The 16,296-nt window shown below is 63.0% G+C and carries 15 protein-coding genes; 12 read left to right on the top strand and 3 right to left on the bottom strand.

Translation table 11 applies throughout. The features are described 5' to 3' along the window. Positions 1-85: 85 nt before the first annotated feature. Positions 86-1,060, bottom strand: a complete 975-nt coding sequence (locus JQ558_RS14685) for a LysR family transcriptional regulator (RefSeq protein ID WP_212272160.1) — start codon at positions 1,058-1,060, stop codon at positions 86-88. 118 nt (positions 1,061-1,178) lie between these two features. On the opposite strand from JQ558_RS14685, the gene JQ558_RS14680 reads away from it, so the two are divergent. The 6 genes from JQ558_RS14680 to JQ558_RS14655 all read left to right on the top strand — a co-directional run bounded on the left by JQ558_RS14680 (position 1,179) and on the right by JQ558_RS14655 (position 8,326). Continuing rightward, positions 1,179-2,135 carry a hydroxymethylglutaryl-CoA lyase gene (locus JQ558_RS14680; RefSeq protein WP_212294032.1) on the top strand — a complete coding sequence of 319 codons (957 nt, stop codon included), beginning with the start codon at positions 1,179-1,181 and terminating at the stop codon, positions 2,133-2,135. Beyond that, positions 2,132-3,349, top strand: coding sequence for a CaiB/BaiF CoA-transferase family protein (locus tag JQ558_RS14675; protein ID WP_249142461.1), 1,218 nt, complete (start codon positions 2,132-2,134; stop codon positions 3,347-3,349). Before JQ558_RS14680 ends, JQ558_RS14675 begins: the two co-directional genes overlap by 4 nt. 65 nt (positions 3,350-3,414) lie before the next feature. Then, positions 3,415-4,413 carry a tripartite tricarboxylate transporter substrate binding protein gene (locus tag JQ558_RS14670; RefSeq protein ID WP_212294031.1) on the top strand — a complete coding sequence of 333 codons (999 nt, stop codon included), beginning with the start codon at positions 3,415-3,417 and terminating at the stop codon, positions 4,411-4,413. A gap of 8 nt (positions 4,414-4,421) precedes the next feature. Next, positions 4,422-6,410, top strand: coding sequence for an aconitase family protein (locus JQ558_RS14665; RefSeq protein WP_212294030.1), 1,989 nt, complete (start codon positions 4,422-4,424; stop codon positions 6,408-6,410). Between the two features lie 184 nt (positions 6,411-6,594). Further along, complete coding sequence (locus tag JQ558_RS14660) at positions 6,595-7,821, top strand: CaiB/BaiF CoA-transferase family protein (RefSeq protein ID WP_212207345.1); 1,227 nt, start codon at positions 6,595-6,597, stop codon at positions 7,819-7,821. Between the two features lie 112 nt (positions 7,822-7,933). Further along, positions 7,934-8,326: a RidA family protein gene (locus JQ558_RS14655; RefSeq protein ID WP_212294029.1), complete on the top strand. Its 393-nt coding sequence runs from the start codon at positions 7,934-7,936 to the stop codon at positions 8,324-8,326. Here the strand turns inward: JQ558_RS14655 and JQ558_RS14650 are convergent. Further along, positions 8,323-9,015, bottom strand: coding sequence for a TetR/AcrR family transcriptional regulator (locus JQ558_RS14650; protein ID WP_212207347.1), 693 nt, complete (start codon positions 9,013-9,015; stop codon positions 8,323-8,325). The two genes, JQ558_RS14655 and JQ558_RS14650, sit on opposite strands and share 4 nt — an antisense overlap. A 183-nt stretch (positions 9,016-9,198) precedes the next feature. On the opposite strand from JQ558_RS14650, the gene JQ558_RS14645 reads away from it, so the two are divergent. The 4 genes from JQ558_RS14645 (at position 9,199) to JQ558_RS14630 (ending at position 13,080) form a co-directional block, all read left to right on the top strand. Next, complete coding sequence (locus JQ558_RS14645) at positions 9,199-10,431, top strand: acyl-CoA dehydrogenase family protein (RefSeq protein WP_212207348.1); 1,233 nt, start codon at positions 9,199-9,201, stop codon at positions 10,429-10,431. A 64-nt stretch (positions 10,432-10,495) separates the two neighbouring features. Then, entirely contained in the window at positions 10,496-11,554 is a 1,059-nt protein-coding gene (locus JQ558_RS14640) for a phosphotransferase family protein (RefSeq protein WP_212294028.1), read from the top strand. Between the two features lie 173 nt (positions 11,555-11,727). Next, positions 11,728-12,639, top strand: coding sequence for a DMT family transporter (locus JQ558_RS14635; protein WP_212272168.1), 912 nt, complete (start codon positions 11,728-11,730; stop codon positions 12,637-12,639). 87 nt (positions 12,640-12,726) lie between these two features. After that, a complete protein-coding gene (locus JQ558_RS14630) occupies positions 12,727-13,080 on the top strand; it encodes an NIPSNAP family protein (RefSeq protein WP_249127643.1) in 354 nt (117 codons plus the stop codon). 669 nt (positions 13,081-13,749) lie between these two features. Here JQ558_RS14630 and JQ558_RS14625 read toward each other — a convergent pair. Further along, complete coding sequence (locus tag JQ558_RS14625) at positions 13,750-14,535, bottom strand: SDR family NAD(P)-dependent oxidoreductase (RefSeq protein WP_212294027.1); 786 nt, start codon at positions 14,533-14,535, stop codon at positions 13,750-13,752. Between the two features lie 161 nt (positions 14,536-14,696). On the opposite strand from JQ558_RS14625, the gene JQ558_RS14620 reads away from it, so the two are divergent. Together JQ558_RS14620 and JQ558_RS14615 are read left to right on the top strand one after the other, a co-directional pair. Then, positions 14,697-15,407 carry a histidine phosphatase family protein gene (locus tag JQ558_RS14620; protein ID WP_212272169.1) on the top strand — a complete coding sequence of 237 codons (711 nt, stop codon included), beginning with the start codon at positions 14,697-14,699 and terminating at the stop codon, positions 15,405-15,407. A gap of 87 nt (positions 15,408-15,494) precedes the next feature. Beyond that, positions 15,495-16,262, top strand: coding sequence for an SDR family NAD(P)-dependent oxidoreductase (locus tag JQ558_RS14615; protein WP_212294026.1), 768 nt, complete (start codon positions 15,495-15,497; stop codon positions 16,260-16,262). Positions 16,263-16,296 lie beyond the last annotated feature (34 nt).

The raw sequence follows: 16,296 nt of genomic DNA, 5'->3' as shown, positions 1-16,296 counted from the left end.
GAAACGTTGCGGGAGAAGACCTGTTCCGCGACATTTCGATGACAATGCCGCGCTCGCTGCGTGCGAACGGACGCGCCCTTCGATTTCAGCGTGGCTTTGCGGCTTTCAGCCCTTTGGCCGCACGTCGCCGGCCGTACTCCGTTGCCGGCCAGCGTTTGTTGCTGATGGCGGCGCGCACGACCTCGATCACGGTCTTGCGCACCTCCAGGAACGCCTTGGTCTGCGGCCGGTCCGCCAGCGCGATCAGCCCAAGCGAGCGCGTCAGCGGCGGATCGATGATGCGCCGCGCATGATATTTCTCCGCCGCAAGGTCGGAGAGCACGGTGGCGCGTGAAAGAATGGCACATCCGAGGCCGGCCTCAAGCGCCATTCGCAGCGCCGGCAGTGAATCGACTTCGAGCGTTTCGCTTGGGATGACCTGATTGCGGAGAACCTGGGTCTGGATGATGGCGCGCGATGCCGGCATCGGCGACAACCCAAGTACGCTTCGCTGCGGAATCGCGGAGAAGGCGATCGGAGTGGCCGACCGGCCGATCAGGCTCGGATGCCCGACGAGGTAAAGGTCTTCCTCCAGCAGCAGCTCGACATCCAGACGGGCGTCTCGCGGGGGATTGTAGGCGAGCGCGAGATCGACGGTGCCGGACAGGACGCGCTCGGTCAGCGCCGGTGACAGCGCCTCGACGATGCTCAGGTAAACGCCCGGAGCGATGGTTCGAACCGCCTTCATCAGATCGAGCGCAACCAGCGAAATCCCGGTATGGCTGAGGCCGAGGCAGACCGGACCGGTCGCGGCCTCATTATAGGTCCGGACATCCTCTTCGGCCTTGCCGAGTGCCGACAGGACCGCGCTGGCGTGCTCGTAGAGCCGGCGTCCGGCCGCCGTCAGCGCGATGCCGCGCGGCCTTCGTTCGAGCAGTTTGACGCCGAGATCGTTCTCGAGCGCGGCGACGTGATGGCTGAGCGCCGACTGGGCGATGTTGAGCCTCTCCGCCGCCCTCGACAGCACGCCGGCGTCGGCAATGGCGATGAAGTATCTGATCTGCCGCAACCCCAACGCCACCGTGATCGCTCCCGTCATCTAATTAATAGAACAGATTGATCGTGATATTATATTTGTCAGATGTCTTGGGGCGCGGCAAGCTCACATCCAACAAGATCACCCGGAGGAGCCACGGCGCATGGACCTGCCGAACAGCGTCGTCATCAGCGAAGAGGGGCCTCGCGAAGGCTTTCAGATCGAGCAGGGCCCGATCGCGACCGCGGACAAGATCGCGCTGATCGACGCGCTTTCCAATTGCGGCCTGCGCCGGATCCAGATCGCCTCCTTCGTCAACGCCAAGCATGTTCCGGGTTGGGCCGACGCCGAGGCCGTGGTCGAGGGGTTCACCGCACGGCAAGGCGTCGAATACTCCGCGCTGTGGTTCAACGAGGGCGGATTGCGGCGCGCACTTGCGTTCGGCGGGAAGCTGACCCTTGCCGGGTTCATTTCGCTAAGCGCATCGGAAGCTTTCGCCATCAGAAATCTCAACCGCGATCGCGCCGGACAACTCGAAGCCATGCGCAAATATGTGGGCGTGCACCAGGAAGCGGGCGTGCCGATCGCCAAGATCATCGTCATGGCCGCCTTCGGCTGCAATTTCTCCGGCGACGTCTCGCCCACGACGGTCGTGGGGACGGTGGCGGACGGGCTAGCCGTCGCGCGCGAATTCGGCGTTGAGGTGCGGGATGTCGCGCTCGCGGATTCCATGGGCTGGGCGACGCCGGGCCGGGTCGCGGCCGCGGTCGGCGCCGTGCGTGACTGCTGGCCGGACGTGCGGATCGCCCTGCATCTGCATGACACGCGCGGGCAGGGTATCGCGTGCGCCTATGAGGGCCTGAGGCTCGGCGTGACCGCGTTCGATGCGGCGGTGGCGGGGCTCGGCGGCTGCCCGTTCGCCGGCCAGCCCGGAGCGCCCGGCAACATCGCCACCGAGGAACTCGCGCTGCTGTGCGACGAGATGGGCATCGCCACCGGCCTCGACATCGAGGCGCTGATCGAGGCCGGGCGTCTCGCCGAGCGCATCGTCGGACACCGCCTGCCGAGCGCCGCGTTGCGTTCGGGATCGCTGGCTGCATTCAGGAAAAGGGCTGCATGATGACGGCGTCCAGGCCGCTGGCGGGATTGAAGGTGCTTGATTTCGGCCACACCATCATGGGCCCGTGCGCGGGCGTGCTGTTTGCCGATCTCGGCGCTGACGTCATCAAGATTGAGCCTGCCGGCGGCGATCCGACGCGGCGCCTGCCGGGCTTCGCCGCCGGATTCTTCGCGACCTATAATCGCAACAAGCGGTCGATCGCGATCGACCTGAAGCGGCCCGAGGGACAGGCGATCGTGCATCGGCTCGTTGGGGATGCTGACGTGGTGCTGGAGAACTTTGGGCCGGGAACCATCGAGCGGCTGAAATGCAGCTGGGAGGATCTGCGCCGGATCAATCCACGTCTGGTCTACCTTTCGATGAAGGGTTTTTTGAAAGGGCCGTACGAAAATCGCGGCGCGCTCGATGAAGTCGTGCAGATGCAGTCCGGCCTCGCCTACATGACGGGTCCGCCCGGCCGGCCACTCCGCGCTGGCGCGCCCGTGATCGACATTCTCGGCGGCGTATTTGGCGTGGTGGCTGCGCTGGCCGCGCTGCGCGAACGCGACGCGACGGGCGTCGGGCAGAAAGTTGCCAGTTCCCTGTTTGAAAGCGCGACCTTCATGCTCGGCGCCGTCGTCGTCGGCAGCGCGGTCACCGGCGGTCCGATGCCGCCGATGCCGGCACGCAAGAATGCCTGGGGCGTCTACGACGTTTTCACCGCGTCCGATGGCGGTCAGGTCTTCATCGGCTGCACTTCGGACGGCCACTGGCAGCGCTTCTGCGAAACGTTCGGCTTCGACGACTGGCGCGATGATATCAGGTTTGCAGGCAACGCCGCCCGCTGCGAAGCGCGCGAGTGGATGCTCCCCGAACTGGAGCGGCGGATCGCGCGGCTGCCGCTCGGCGAAATCCTGACAAAATGCGAAGCGGCGCGGGTGGCCTATTCGCGGGTTGGCCGGCCCGACGAATTGTCGACCGATCCGCATCTGCTTGACAATGGCGGGCTGCTTGCGACCGCCGTATCGGGACTAGGTGGCGGGCCGCTGGTCGGAATCCCGGCGCTGCCGGTCGAGTTCGGCGAAGCGCAGGAACGGCCCGGCCTCGATCGCCAGCCGCCGCGGATCGGCGAGCACACGGACGAGATTCTGCGGGCCGCCGGATATTCGGAGGGCGACATTGAGGATTTGCGTTCGGCCGGCGTGCTGGGCGCGGTCGCGAACGAGCCAGCATAAGAACGAACCAGAGCGCGGTGAATTCAACCGCACCTGGATATGTGATCTCAGGGAGGAGGCGGAGCATGACATCCGGCAAACTGGTTCGAGGAAAAGCCCGCGCGCTGGGCGTCGTGGTGCTGGTTGCAATGGCGCTGGTTGCGACGGTGCTCGGCGCCAAGGCGCAGCCATATCCATCACGATCCCTGACAATCCTGGTGGGTTATTCCGCGGGCGGGCAGGCCGACGCGCTGGCCCGGATCATCGGCAAGCAACTCGGCGAGAACCTCAAAGTATCCGTCGTCATCGAAAACAAGACGGGTGCCAATGGCATGATCGCGGCGCAGGCGGCCGCACGCGCCGAGCCCGACGGATACACGATCCTCCTCGTGACGGACGCGATGGTCGCTATCGACCCGCACCTCGCCACCAGTAATCACTTCGACCTTTCGAAGGCAATGGAGCCGGTCGTCAACGTCATGTGGTCGCCGCTGCTGCTTGCCGCTGCCAACAATGTGCCGGCGAATTCGGTGGCCGAGCTGGTCGCGCTGGGCAAGCAAAAGACGCAGAATTTGAGTTTCGGCAGTCCTGGCAGTTCGACGCCGCATCGCCTCGCCGGCGAGATGCTGCAGAAGTACGGCGGCTTCACCATGACCCACATTCCCTACAAGGGAACGTCGGTTGCTGTGAACGATCTCCTGGGCGGGCAGATACCGCTGCTGTTTGGCGCACCGACGGCGGTGGAGCCGCTGGCGATGGCAGGCAAGATCAAGGTGCTCGGCGTCACGTCGGAAAAGCGATTCCCGTTGCTTCCCGACGTGCCGGCGATCAGCGAAACTTTTCCGGAGTTCAAGGTCATCAGCTATACCGGGTTCATGCTGCCAAAGAATACGCCGAAGGCGGTGATAGCCACCTTGAACAAGGAGATAAATCAGATCCTTGCAACGGAATCGATGCGCACCTGGCTGGATAAGCAGCGCATGGTCGCGCTCGGTGGCACGCCTGATGATTTCAGGCGCCAGATCGAGGTCGACTATCAGGCACGCGGTGAACTCATCCGCGCTCTCGGCATCACCGCCGAATGAGAGGCGTCATGACATCGGGACCAGCCACACAGGTCCGCTTCGACGGCCGCATCCTGTTCCTCTCTGAGGACGCGGACGTGGTGGAAAGCCAGTTGCAAGGGACGGATGTCTCGCTGGCCGAGGCGCTGCCGCTGCGCAGCGACGTGTCGACCGACGAGATCACCCCGGCCGCGATCTGCTATTATTACGACGAGAAGCTCGGGGAATATCCCTATCTCGGCCTGAAATGCGGTCAGCGCCTCCCGGTATCTGCCGGCAGCGTCAAGGCCGGCGGGTTCGGCGTGACGGTGGCCGGGCGCCGCTACGGCAAGGGCTCGTCGCGCGAGGCCAGCCCCTATGCGGAATGGTGCGCCGGCATCAGGCTGGTGATCGCCGAAAGCTTCGAGCGCATCTACCGGCAGAACTGCCGTAATCTGGGCATCTACACCTCGACCGATTTCGCCTTGATCGAACGGATACGCCGCGGCGAGAGCATTTCCGTCAGCGAGTTTACCGAAGGCGAGGACGAACTCACCGCAGAACTCATTCGGCGCGGCGGGCTGTTCAAGCTGGCGCGCGCGCGAAAGGATGGCTGGTCGCCGGCCGTGCGCACCACCGCATCGCGGCCGATGACCTATGCCGAAAAGATCATCGCACGCGCATCCGTCGGCCATTCGGCTGCGGTTCGTCCCGGGCAAGCCGTCTTCGCACGGGCGAACTGGCGCTATGCGCACGAATACGTAACGCCGATGTGCGTCAGCTTTCTCGCGCGGGAAATGGGCGAGGGCCCGATCACGCTGCATGATCGTGCGAGCATCGTCTGCTTCGGTGATCACTTGCCCTTCATCCACCAGACCATGGCGCCCGAGCGGCGCGCCCGCGGCCTGCTCGAAGCCGCGCAGGCATTGGCCAGGGTGCAGCAGCAATTCTGCGAGACGTATGGGGTGCGCCTGCACGGCTATCTTGCTGACCGTGACGGTTCGGAAGGCATCAGCCACTCGATCATGGCGGAGCGTTACGTGAAGCCGGGTCAGCTGGTCGTCGGCACGGATTCCCATACGCCGCATTGCGGTGCCCTGGGAGCATTGGCGTTCGGCATCGGCACGACCGAAATGGCCAACGCGTGGATGACGGGAGAGGTGCGTGTCGAGGTACCCCGGACATGCCGTGTGCGGCTGAGCGGCCGCCTTCCGGCCGGCGTCGAGGCGAAGGATATCGTTCTGCACCTCTTGCGTTTGCCCTACGTGCGCGAGGGACGTGCGATCGGCCAGATGTTCGAGTATTGCGGCGAAGCGCTGTCAAACCTGTCTACCGACGAGCGTGCGACGCTGACCAACATGGTGGCGGAAATCGGCGGCTTCAGCGCAATCGTCGTGCCCGATGCGGAGACGCAGCGCTTTGTCAGGGAGCGCCGCGGCATCGATCTGCAGCTCGAGCCATGGATGTGCAGCGACGAAGGGGCCGAACTGGCTCACCTCATCGAGATCGAGTGCGACAGGCTCGAGCCGATGCTGGCGAGGCCCGGCGATCCCGGTCGCGGCGTTGCCATATCGGAACTGGCGGAGACGGTGGGGATCGATATCGCCTATGGCGGCTCGTGCACAGGCGGCAAGCGCGAGGATTTGCTGCATTACCACGCCGTGCTCGAATGGGCGGCGCAGCGCGGCATGCGGGTCGCTGCCGGCACACGCTTCTTTCTCCAGTTCGGCAGCCAGGATGTCCGTGACTTCTGCGTTCAAAGCGGAATGCTTGACGTGTTTGAACGCGTGGGTGTCGAACTGGTCGAGCCGGGATGTGGCGCCTGTGTGAATGCCGGTCCCGGCGTCTCCGAGCGCGCCGATCAGGTGACGGTAAGCGCGATCAACCGCAATTTTCCAGGCCGCTCCGGGCCCGGGCAAGTCTGGCTGGCGAGCCCGTCCACAGTCGCGGCCAGTGCGATCGCCGGTCGGATCGTGAGCTTTCGGCAATTGCGTGCACTGAAAGCAGGGGAAGGCGATACGGTGCCGGACGGCCGATAATTCGTTTTGCACACTCCTCCAGGCACCCCACCTCGACTTCCGCTCGGCGCGCCACAAGCCACAAACGGATACCTGCATGCCGCCAATGCAGGGCTCATGGCCGCAAAATAGTGTATCCGCTGGGCATCGCGCGCCGGGGGGGACATTCCGGCGCCACCAAATCAAAAGTTTCGGAGGAAGTTTCATGTCGGCTCTGCCACTCAAAGGCATCAAAATTCTCGACCTGACGCGGGTGCTGGCGGGGCCCTTGTCGGCGCAGATGCTGGGCGATCTCGGCGCCGAGGTGATCAAGATCGAGCGTCCCGGCGGCGGCGACGACGCGCGCGCCTTCGGCCCGCCTTATCTGCAGGACCCCGAAGGCAAGGCCAACAACAACAATTCGTTCTATCTGTGCGCTAACCGCAACAAGAAGTCGGTCACGGTCAACATCGCCTCGCCGGAAGGCCAGGACATCATCCGCGAGCTGGCAAAATCCTGCGACGTGATGATGGAGAATTACAAGGTCGGCGACCTCAAGCGCTACCGGCTGGATTATGAATCGATCAAGGCGATCAATCCCGGCATCATCTATTGCTCGGTGACCGGTTTCGGCCAGACCGGGCCTTACGCGCCGCGCGCCGGCTACGACGCCATCCTGCAAGCGATGGGCGGCCTGATGAGCGTCACCGGTCATATCGACGGCGAACCCGGCGAGGGGCCGATGAAGGTCGGCCCGTCGATCGTCGACTACATGACCGGCATGAACACCTCGATCGGCATTCTCTCGGCGCTGTTCCACCGCAAGGTCAATGGCGGGGAGGGGCAGCATGTCGACGTCTGCCTGTTCGACACCGTGATCGCCTCGCTGTCGCATTGGTTGCAGATCTACCTCGTCAACGGCGTGACGCCGCCGCGGCGCGGCACCTGGGGCAATGGCGGCATGCCGGCCGGCGTGTTCCGCGCCACCGATGGCGAATTGATGCTGGTGGTCGGCAATGACGGCCAGTTCGCGCGCACCTGCGCCGTGTTGGGCGCCCCCGAGCTTGCGACCGATCCAAGATTCCTCAAGAACAACGACCGCGTCGTGCACGGCAAGGAGATCATGGCGATCTTCGCCGGATTGTTCCTGAAGAAGCCGGTGGCGTACTGGCTGGACGAATTGGAAAAGGCCGGCGTGCCCTCCGGTCCGATCAACAATTTCGAGCAGGTGTTTTCAGATCCGCACGTCCAGTCGCGCGGCATGCGGGTCAAGGTCGAACATCCCTTCGAGCCGGAACTGTCGCTGATCCGCAACGCCATCTCGTTCTCCGGCACGCCGGTAAAGGACTATCGCGCGCCGCCGCTGCTCGGCGCGCACACCAGGGAAGTGCTGGCGACGATCGGCTATGACGACGCCAAGGTCGAGGCGTTGAAGGCGCAGAAGATCGTCTAAGGCGCGAAACCCGGCTGGACCCGGTAACGACACTTCCACCTCGGTCGAAACATGATGTCACTGGCGGCTGCTAGTGTCGCATCATGGGCTCGATTCGAACCGAGGTGCCGCCATGAAACGAGAAGTGATCCGCGTCGAGCCATTGTCCTCTTATCTCGCGAAGTGGAACGCGCCGATCTCGCCGGTCACGCGGGCCGGCAACATGGTGTTTGTATCAGGCTTTCAGCCGTTCGATCCGGAAACCGGCGAGGTGCGTGCCGCGCCGATCGAGCGCCAGACCGAGATCGTCCTGGAGCAGATGAAGCTCTGCCTGGAGGCTTCAGGCACCAGCCTGCAGAACGTGATGAAGTGCAATATCTACTGCACGTCGGCAAAGCACTTCCCGACCGTCAATGCGATCTATGCGCGGTACTTTCCGGTCGATCCGCCGGCGCGCATTTTCGTGTGCGTCCCGGAATGGATGGGGCCGTTCGACATCGAGATCGACTGCGTAGCAGTTCTCTAGATATCCTGCCGCGTCAGCCGGCCATACGGCGGCGCCATGGACCGGGCCGGTGCTTTCCTCGCCGGCTCGCCGCCCGTCAGCGCCATCACCGATACCGCGACCACGCGTTCGACGATCGCGTGCACGTCGTTCAGGTCGCACTGACCTTCCGACAGCTTTGTCAGCCGCTCCTTTTCCCGGATCGTGTGGTGCGACATCGCGAGGGCAAAATGCAGGCCCCAATAGAGCTCGGCATCGTCGCGGCCGGGCAGGGAGCGGCGCATGGCGGCGACGAATTTCCGCAGATGATCGACCTCGCGATTCTTGATGCGGCGGATCGGCGGCACTGACTCGATCGAGGCGCGGATCATGAAGCGCGCCGCGGTCGAGCCTTCGCGGTCCGGGCCGAGGCAGCCGCGCAAGGTCGGGCCGACCAGCGCGTGCATGATGGCCTCGATCGAGGCGCGGCCGCCGCCGGCTTCCTCGGCCGCCTTCAGTTCGTTGAGCCGCTCGCGGTTGGTGGCGAGGCTGCGGGTCACGAACAATTCCGCGATCAACTCGTCCTTCGATCCGAAATGATAATTCACCGCGGCGAGATTGACATTCGCCTCGGCAACGATGTCGCGCAGCGTCACGTCGCCAAAGCCGCGATCGGCGTAGAGCCGTTCGGCGGCGGCGAGAATGGCGGAGCGGGTATGATCGGACGCCATATCTGGTCCCCTGTTGGGGAGTTGCATTTCAAACGTGTGTATGAAACTATCGTTTGAAGGGCCGGAAATGTCAATCCACCTCGGTTCGTGCGCCAGCAAATCTCTTGCGGCGCGCGAGGGGCGGGCAGACAGTGCCGCCAAAGGTTTCAAAAGCCAGCGAATATCTTCAGAAGGGAGCGTCCCATGGACTTCAATATGTCAGAACGCCAGACCGAATGGCTCAACCGCGTTCGTTCGTTCATGAAAACGCATGTTCGGCCCGCGGTGCCGATCTACGATAAGCAGGATGCAGAGGGACCGCGCTGGAAGGTTATCCCGATCCTCGAGGATCTGAAGAAGAAGGCCAAGGCCGAAGGCCTCTGGAACATGTTCATGCCGCCGAACGCGCATGAGGATGACGAATTCCGCGGCGCGGGATTGACCAACCTCGAATATGCGTTGCTGTCGGAAGAGATGGGCCGCATTTCCTGGGCTTCGGAGGTGTTCAATTGTTCCGCCCCGGATACCGGTAACATGGAAGTGTTCATCCGCTACGGCACCAAGGAGCAGAAGCGGAAGTGGCTGCGGCCGCTGATGGACGGTGAAATCCGTTCCGCCTTCCTGATGACCGAGCCCGCGGTGGCGTCATCGGACGCGACCAACATCGAAACGCGCATCGAAAAGGATGGCGACCACTACGTCATCAACGGCCGCAAATGGTGGTCGTCAGGCGTCGGCGACCCCCGCTGCAAGATCGCGATCCTGATGGGCAAGACCGATCCGAGCGCGGCGAAACACAAGGCGCAGTCGCAGATCCTGGTTCCGCTCGATACCCCCGGCATCAAGGTCGAGAAAATGCTTCCGGTGTTCGGCTATGACGATGCGCCGCACGGCCACGCCCAGGTGCTGCTGGAAAACGTTCGCGTGCCTGCGGAAAACATCCTGCTCGGCGAGGGCCGCGGCTTCGAGATCGCGCAGGGCCGTCTTGGTCCGGGCCGCATCCATCACTGCATGCGCACCATCGGCAAGGCCGAGGAGGCGCTTGAGAAGATGGTGAAGCGGCTGGCCTCGCGCACCGCGTTCGGCAAGAAGATCATCGAGCACTCGGTGTGGGAACAGCGTATCGGCGAAGCGCGCGCCGACATCGAGATGAATCGCCTGCTGTGCCTCAAGGCTGCCGACATGATGGACAAGGTCGGCAACAAGACTGCACAGGCCGAGATCGCAATGATCAAGGTCACCGCGCCCAACATGGCGTTGAAGATCATCGACAATGCCATCCAGGCCTATGGCGGCGGCGGTGTCTCCGACGAAGCCGGCCTGGCGAAGGATTATGCCCATATCCGTACGCTCCGCCTGGCTGACGGTCCGGACGAGGTGCATAATCGCGCCATTGCCAGACTTGAACTTCGGAAGTATGCAAACACGTCGCACTAATTAACGGGAACGCTTCAGATGGCGCTCTCCAAAGGAAACTAAGAAATCTCAAGGGAGCGTCATCGTGGCGGACGGCGTCAGGAAAGACGAAGAGTTTTCAGGCACCAAGGAAGTCGAGGAGCGTCATCGTATCGATGAGAAGCGCCTCGATGGGTGGATGCGCGAAAACGTTGAAGGCTATCAGGGACCGCTGACCGTCCTGCAGTTCAAGGGCGGCCAGTCCAACCCGACCTACCGGCTCGATACGCCCGGACGATCCTACGTGATGCGCCGCAGGCCGTTCGGCAAATTGCTGCCGTCGGCGCATGCGGTGGATCGCGAATTCCGCGTCATCGCCGCGCTGAGCAAGCAGGGCTTTCCGGTTGCGAAGGCCTATGCGCTCTGCACCGACGACGGCGTGATCGGCTCGGCGTTCTACATCATGTCGATGGAAGAGGGCCGGGTGCTGTGGGATCCCACGCTGCCGACCCAGACGCCGGGCGACCGCTACAAGATTTTCACGAGCAAGATCGAGACACTGGCGAAATTGCATCTGTTCGATCCGCAGGCCATCGGCCTCGGTGATTTCGGCAAGCCCGGCAATTATTTTGCGCGGCAGGTCGATCGCTGGACCAAGCAATACCGCGCCTCCGAGACCCAGCACATTCCGGAATTCGAAAAGCTCGCCGAATGGCTGCCGAAGACCGTGCCGGAGCAGAAGCGCGTTTCCATCGTCCACGGCGACTACCGCCTCGACAATATGATCTTCCATTCGACCGAACCGCGCGTGCAGGCGGTGCTGGACTGGGAATTGTCGACGCTCGGCGATCCCATGGCCGACTTCACTTACCTCCTGATGCAATGGACCATGCCGGGCCTCGCCAACGCCGATCTCAAGGCGCTGAACATCCCGAGCATGGAAGCGGCCGCGCAGATCTACTGCAACGTGACCGGTACCGAGGTCCCCGACCTGAACTGGTATTTCTCCTACAACCTGTTCCGCCTTGCCGGCATCACGCAGGGTATTGCAGGCCGGATCCGCGACGGCACCGCGGCCAATGCCAAGGCCATCGAGTCGGCGAAGCGCACGGTGCCGCTGTCGCAGGCCTCCTGGGAATACGCGCAGAAGGCCGGCGCGAAATAATTTGCAACATGGCGCGGTCCATCCGGATCGCGCCATGTTTCATTCATTGCATCCGCAGGGTGGGCAAAAGGCGCGTCAGCGCCGTGCCCACCATTTCTCCAGATCGTTGTTGCTAATGGTGGGCACGAAGTCGCTTTGCCCACCCTACGATCCACGATTCACCGGAATCCATCTTGGCTCTCTCCCCAAATATCCGCGGCAGCCTGATCATGGCCACCGCCATGGCCGCCTTCACGATCAACGACTCCATCACCAAGGCGGTGTCGGCGGAAATCAATTTCGGCCAGGTCATGCTGGTGCGTGGCCTGTTCGCGATCGTGCTGGTCGCGGCGCTCGCATTCCATCAGCGCGCGTTGCGCCCGTTGCGCACGGTGATGACCGCGCCGGTCGCGCTGCGCGTCGTCGGCGAGGTCGGAGGCACGATCTCGTTCATGGCGGCGCTCACCCATCTGCCGCTGGCCAATACGTCAGCGATCTTTCAGGCCTTGCCGCTTGCCATCACGCTCGGCGCGGCGCTGGTGTTTCGCGAGCCGGTCGGCTGGCGGCGCTGGCTGGCGATCGCGGCCGGTTTTGTCGGCATGCTGATCATCGTGCGGCCGGGCATCGCAGGCTTCAACCAGTTTTCGCTGCTGGCGCTGGTCTCGGTGGCGTTCTGCGCCCTGCGCGATCTCTCGACCAGGAAAATCCCTGAGAAAATTCCCTCGCTGTTCATCACGCTGTTGATGACGGTGACCGTGACATCGGCCGGCGCGGTCATCCTGTTTCCGCTCGGCGGCTGGACCCCGCCGTCCAATCATGCGCTGGGCATGCTGGCGCTGGCGGCGGTGCTGGTGCTGATCGGCTATCAATGCATGATCGTGGCGCTGCGATCGGGCGATATCTCGGCGGTGGCGCCGTTCCGCTATTCGGCGCTGCTGTGGGCCATGCTGCTCGGCTATTTCATGTTCGGCGACAAGCCTGACGGCATGATGCTAACAGGCGCCGCGATCATCGTCTCGTCCGGCCTCTATGCTTTCTACCGCGAACGGGTCCGCGCGCGCCCGGTGGCGGCAACCACGTCAGGCATCCCGCCCGACGGGCTGTGAGCTTCGTATCCTTTGTTGATGGCATTCATTGCGGCAGGGGATTTGACAGAAGACGCCGAGGCCATATCTCTCGATGAGGGAGAGGCCATGATGATCCAGCAACTGCGCATCTACGAGATATTCGAAAACAACAAGGCCGCGTTCCACGCGCGATTCCGCGATCACGCGGCGCGTATCATGCGCAACCGATACGGCTTTCGCATCGTCGCGATGTGGGAAACCAAATTCGGTGACAGAACCGAATTTGCCTATCTGCTGGAATGGCCCGACGAGGCGAGCAGGATTGCGGCATGGTCGGCCTTCATGGCGGATGCCGAATGGTCCGAAATCAAGCGCGTGACGCACGCGGAGCACGGTCGGATGGTCGGGCAGATCGAGGATCGCTGGCTGGTGCCGGTGGATTATTCGCCGGCGAAAGGGAGTTTGCTGTCGGCTTCCTGACACGCGCTACTGCGCTCTGACGGCGGATGGATTGCTCGCGCTGCGACAAATTAACCCGACGGGCAAAATTTCGCTTTCCTCGTCGGGCAAATCAGCGGTTTGAATTGTCGCGTCCCGCCCGACAAGAGGGGCGTGCGCACGTCACGAACGCGCGGCGGGATGCGGTGGACGCTGGTTCACGTCTGACGACGGCGTGGATTTAGCGTACGGCAAAACCGTGTGGTCCTGGCGCCCGTTGCAGGCGTCAAGCTGTCGGAGAAGCGCAAGCGGAAACGATAGCGACGGAGTCAACCCAGAACTCGTCTCCGGGGAGATCACGGCATAAGCCGTAAAGCCATTGCGCAGGGAAGGCCGGGTGTTCACCGCTGCCCTGTATGCTCGTGTGCAGCCTACTTAGTGCAAACCGCACACGGGACCGCGGGTGCAGCGCGCACCCGGTCTTCCCTGCGCCCTCTCATTGGAGGGCAAGGAGATTTCTGGCAAAGCTCGGGCGCATCGTGCCGCGAGAATGCGGCCACATATTCAGTTGTCGTCACCCGCGAAGGCGGGTGATCCAGTATTCCAGAGACGACAATGATAGACCCGAGAAGCCGCGGCGTACTGGGTCCCCCGCTTTCGCGGAGGACGACAGTCGCGGGTTGGAAGCGATGCGGCTCCCTAAAAAACCAACTAAACCGGCTTGCCCGTATACGGCATCGACGCCGTCAAGCCGCCGTCGACCGTGATCGCCTGGCCGTTGACGTAGGACGCGTCGTCACTCGCAAGGAACAGTCCCATTGCCGCGAGTTCATGCGGCTGCCCGGCGCGCTTCAGCGGATTGAGCTGGCCGATCTTGTCGGATGTGCCGCGCTCCTTGGCTCGGTCGAACACCGGCTTGGTCATGCCGGTTTCGATCAGGCCGGGGCACACCGCATTGATGCGCACGCCGGTGCCGGACAGCGAATAGGCCGTGGTCTGCACCAGGCTGATGACGCCGGCCTTGCTCGCGCCATAGGGATGTCCGCTGGCGCCGGCCTTGAGACCTGCGACGGAAGCGGTGCAGACGATCGAGCCCGACTTCTGCCTGATCATGTGCGGCATCGAATGCTTGATCGCGAGGAACGGTCCGATCAGGTTGATGCGCAGCACTTCCTGCCAGTGCTCTACGGTCTGTTCGGGAATCGGAACCAGCCCGCCGCTGACGCCGGCATTGGCCCAGATCGCATCGAGCTTGCCGTATTTCGAGACCGCCTTGTCGATGAAGGCTTTCACGTCGGCTTCCGATCCCGCGTCGGCCATCACGGCTTCGACAATGCCGCCGGCGTCGCTGACGAGCTTTGCGGTTTCCTTCACCGCTTCGCTGCGATCGACCGCAATCAGTTTTGCGCCTTCCCTGGTGAACAACAAGGAGGCCGCGCGCCCGATTCCGCTGCCTGCGCCGGTGATGATGACGGATTTGCCTTCGAGGCGGCCCATGAAGTTTCTCCCTGGAGTATACAAGGTCGGCGTCTGCCGCCTTGCGGAATTTCAAACAAGTTTTCAAACGCTCAAGAACGTCGAAGTGACTTGAGGCGGTGCGTGCTCTGACGTACAGCGACATCAAAGACGATTGCAAACACTATTGAGGGACTTTGGCGATGTCCAATCCAGGCAAACCGAACGAGGTCACGACGCGCTGGTGGTGGGTGCGCCACGCGCCGGTCCGCGAAGACGGCGGCTGCATCTACGGGCAGAAGGATCTGGGCTGCGACACCAGTGACCGCGTGGTGTTTGACGCAGTCGGAAAAATTCTGCCGCGGGGCGCGGTGTGGTATGCAAGCAACCTGAAGCGCACGCATCAGACCGCGGACGCGATCTGGGCCGCCGGATTTCCGAAACCCGCGGAGATGCCGCACATCAAGGACTTTGCCGAACAGCATCTCGGCGAATGGCAGGGCATGAATCGCGCGGCGTTTCTGGCCAGCCGTCCCACCGGTTCTCATTGGTTCGCGGCGATCGACGAAGCAGCACCCGGCGGCGAAAGTTTTATGGATCTCTACAACCGTGTCTGCGGCGCGATCGAGCGCATCACGATTGAGCATGCCGGCAAGGACGTGATTGCCGTGACTCATGGCGGAACGATCAAGGCCGCGGTCGGTCTTGCGCTGGGCGGTCAACCCGACAAGGGCCTCGCCTTCGATATCGACAACGTATCGGTGACGCGGCTCGATCACATCGCAACCGGAAGCCATTCGATCTGGCGGCTACCGATGGTCAACCAACAGCCATGGATTGCCGACCCCTCGCACAATGCGATGCATCAGCCGGCCGGGCCGGAGGTCGTTCCGCCTGCGACAAAGCTTGCTTGAGCGTTGTCGAACACCTCAAAGGCTGCTTAGCTTGAATTCGAAAAACGAGAACCGGCTTGCGGCCGGACCAACATTTGGGAGAGAGACATGAGCTTGTTCGACATGAAGGGCAAAGTCGCCGTCATCACCGGCTCCACGCGCGGCATCGGCCTTGCCATCGCCGAGCGGATGGCCGAGCACGGCGCCAAGGTCGTGATCTCCTCGCGCAAGCAGGACGTCTGCGATTCCGTCACCAAATCGATCAACGAAAAATTCGGCAAGGGCACGGCGGTCTCGATCGCGGCGAATATTTCGAGCAAGGAAAACCTGCAAGACCTCGTCGATGAATCCAACCGCGCCTTCGGCAAGATCGACGTGCTGGTCTGCAACGCGGCGTCCAATCCCTACTACGGTCCGCTCGGCGGCATCTCCGACGATCAGTTCCGCAAGATCCTGGACAACAACATCGTCGCCAACAACTGGCTGATCAACATGGTCGTGCCGCAGATGATCGAACGCAAGGACGGCTCGATCATCATCGTGTCTTCGATCGGCGGCCTGAAGGGTTCGACCGTGCTCGGCGCCTATGCGATCTCGAAGGCCGCCGACATGCAGCTCGCGCGCAACCTCGCCTGCGAATACGGCAAGCACAACATCCGCGTGAACTGCATCGCGCCCGGCCTGATCAAGACCGATTTTGCCAAGGCGCTGTGGGACAATCCGGAAACGCTAAAGGCCTCGACCGCGCGCTCGCCGCTGCTCCGCATCGGCACCCCCGACGAAATCGCCGGCGCCGCCGTGTTCATGGGATCGGCGGCCGGCGACTTCATGACCGGCCAGACGATTGTGATTGATGGCGGGGCGACGATCAGTTGATCTCTATCTCGTCGTCCCGGCTCAAGGCCGGGAC

It is taken from the genome of Bradyrhizobium sp. AUGA SZCCT0160 (assembly GCF_018130105.1).
In the GTDB taxonomy this organism is placed as follows: domain Bacteria; phylum Pseudomonadota; class Alphaproteobacteria; order Rhizobiales; family Xanthobacteraceae; genus Bradyrhizobium.
This window is presented reverse-complemented; position numbering and strand designations above follow the sequence as displayed.

Coding starts and splice junctions, on each gene's coding strand:
- JQ558_RS14680 (WP_212294032.1), top strand. CDS start 1,179: ATGGACCTGCCGAACAGCGTCGTCATCAGCGAAGAGGGGCCTCGCGAA.
- JQ558_RS14675 (WP_249142461.1), top strand. CDS start 2,132: ATGATGACGGCGTCCAGGCCGCTGGCGGGATTGAAGGTGCTTGATTTC.
- JQ558_RS14670 (WP_212294031.1), top strand. CDS start 3,415: ATGACATCCGGCAAACTGGTTCGAGGAAAAGCCCGCGCGCTGGGCGTC.
- JQ558_RS14665 (WP_212294030.1), top strand. CDS start 4,422: ATGACATCGGGACCAGCCACACAGGTCCGCTTCGACGGCCGCATCCTG.
- JQ558_RS14660 (WP_212207345.1), top strand. CDS start 6,595: ATGTCGGCTCTGCCACTCAAAGGCATCAAAATTCTCGACCTGACGCGG.
- JQ558_RS14655 (WP_212294029.1), top strand. CDS start 7,934: ATGAAACGAGAAGTGATCCGCGTCGAGCCATTGTCCTCTTATCTCGCG.
- JQ558_RS14650 (WP_212207347.1), bottom strand. CDS start 9,015: ATGGCGTCCGATCATACCCGCTCCGCCATTCTCGCCGCCGCCGAACGG.
- JQ558_RS14645 (WP_212207348.1), top strand. CDS start 9,199: ATGGACTTCAATATGTCAGAACGCCAGACCGAATGGCTCAACCGCGTT.
- JQ558_RS14630 (WP_249127643.1), top strand. CDS start 12,727: ATGATGATCCAGCAACTGCGCATCTACGAGATATTCGAAAACAACAAG.
- JQ558_RS14625 (WP_212294027.1), bottom strand. CDS start 14,535: ATGGGCCGCCTCGAAGGCAAATCCGTCATCATCACCGGCGCAGGCAGC.
- JQ558_RS14620 (WP_212272169.1), top strand. CDS start 14,697: ATGTCCAATCCAGGCAAACCGAACGAGGTCACGACGCGCTGGTGGTGG.
- JQ558_RS14615 (WP_212294026.1), top strand. CDS start 15,495: ATGAGCTTGTTCGACATGAAGGGCAAAGTCGCCGTCATCACCGGCTCC.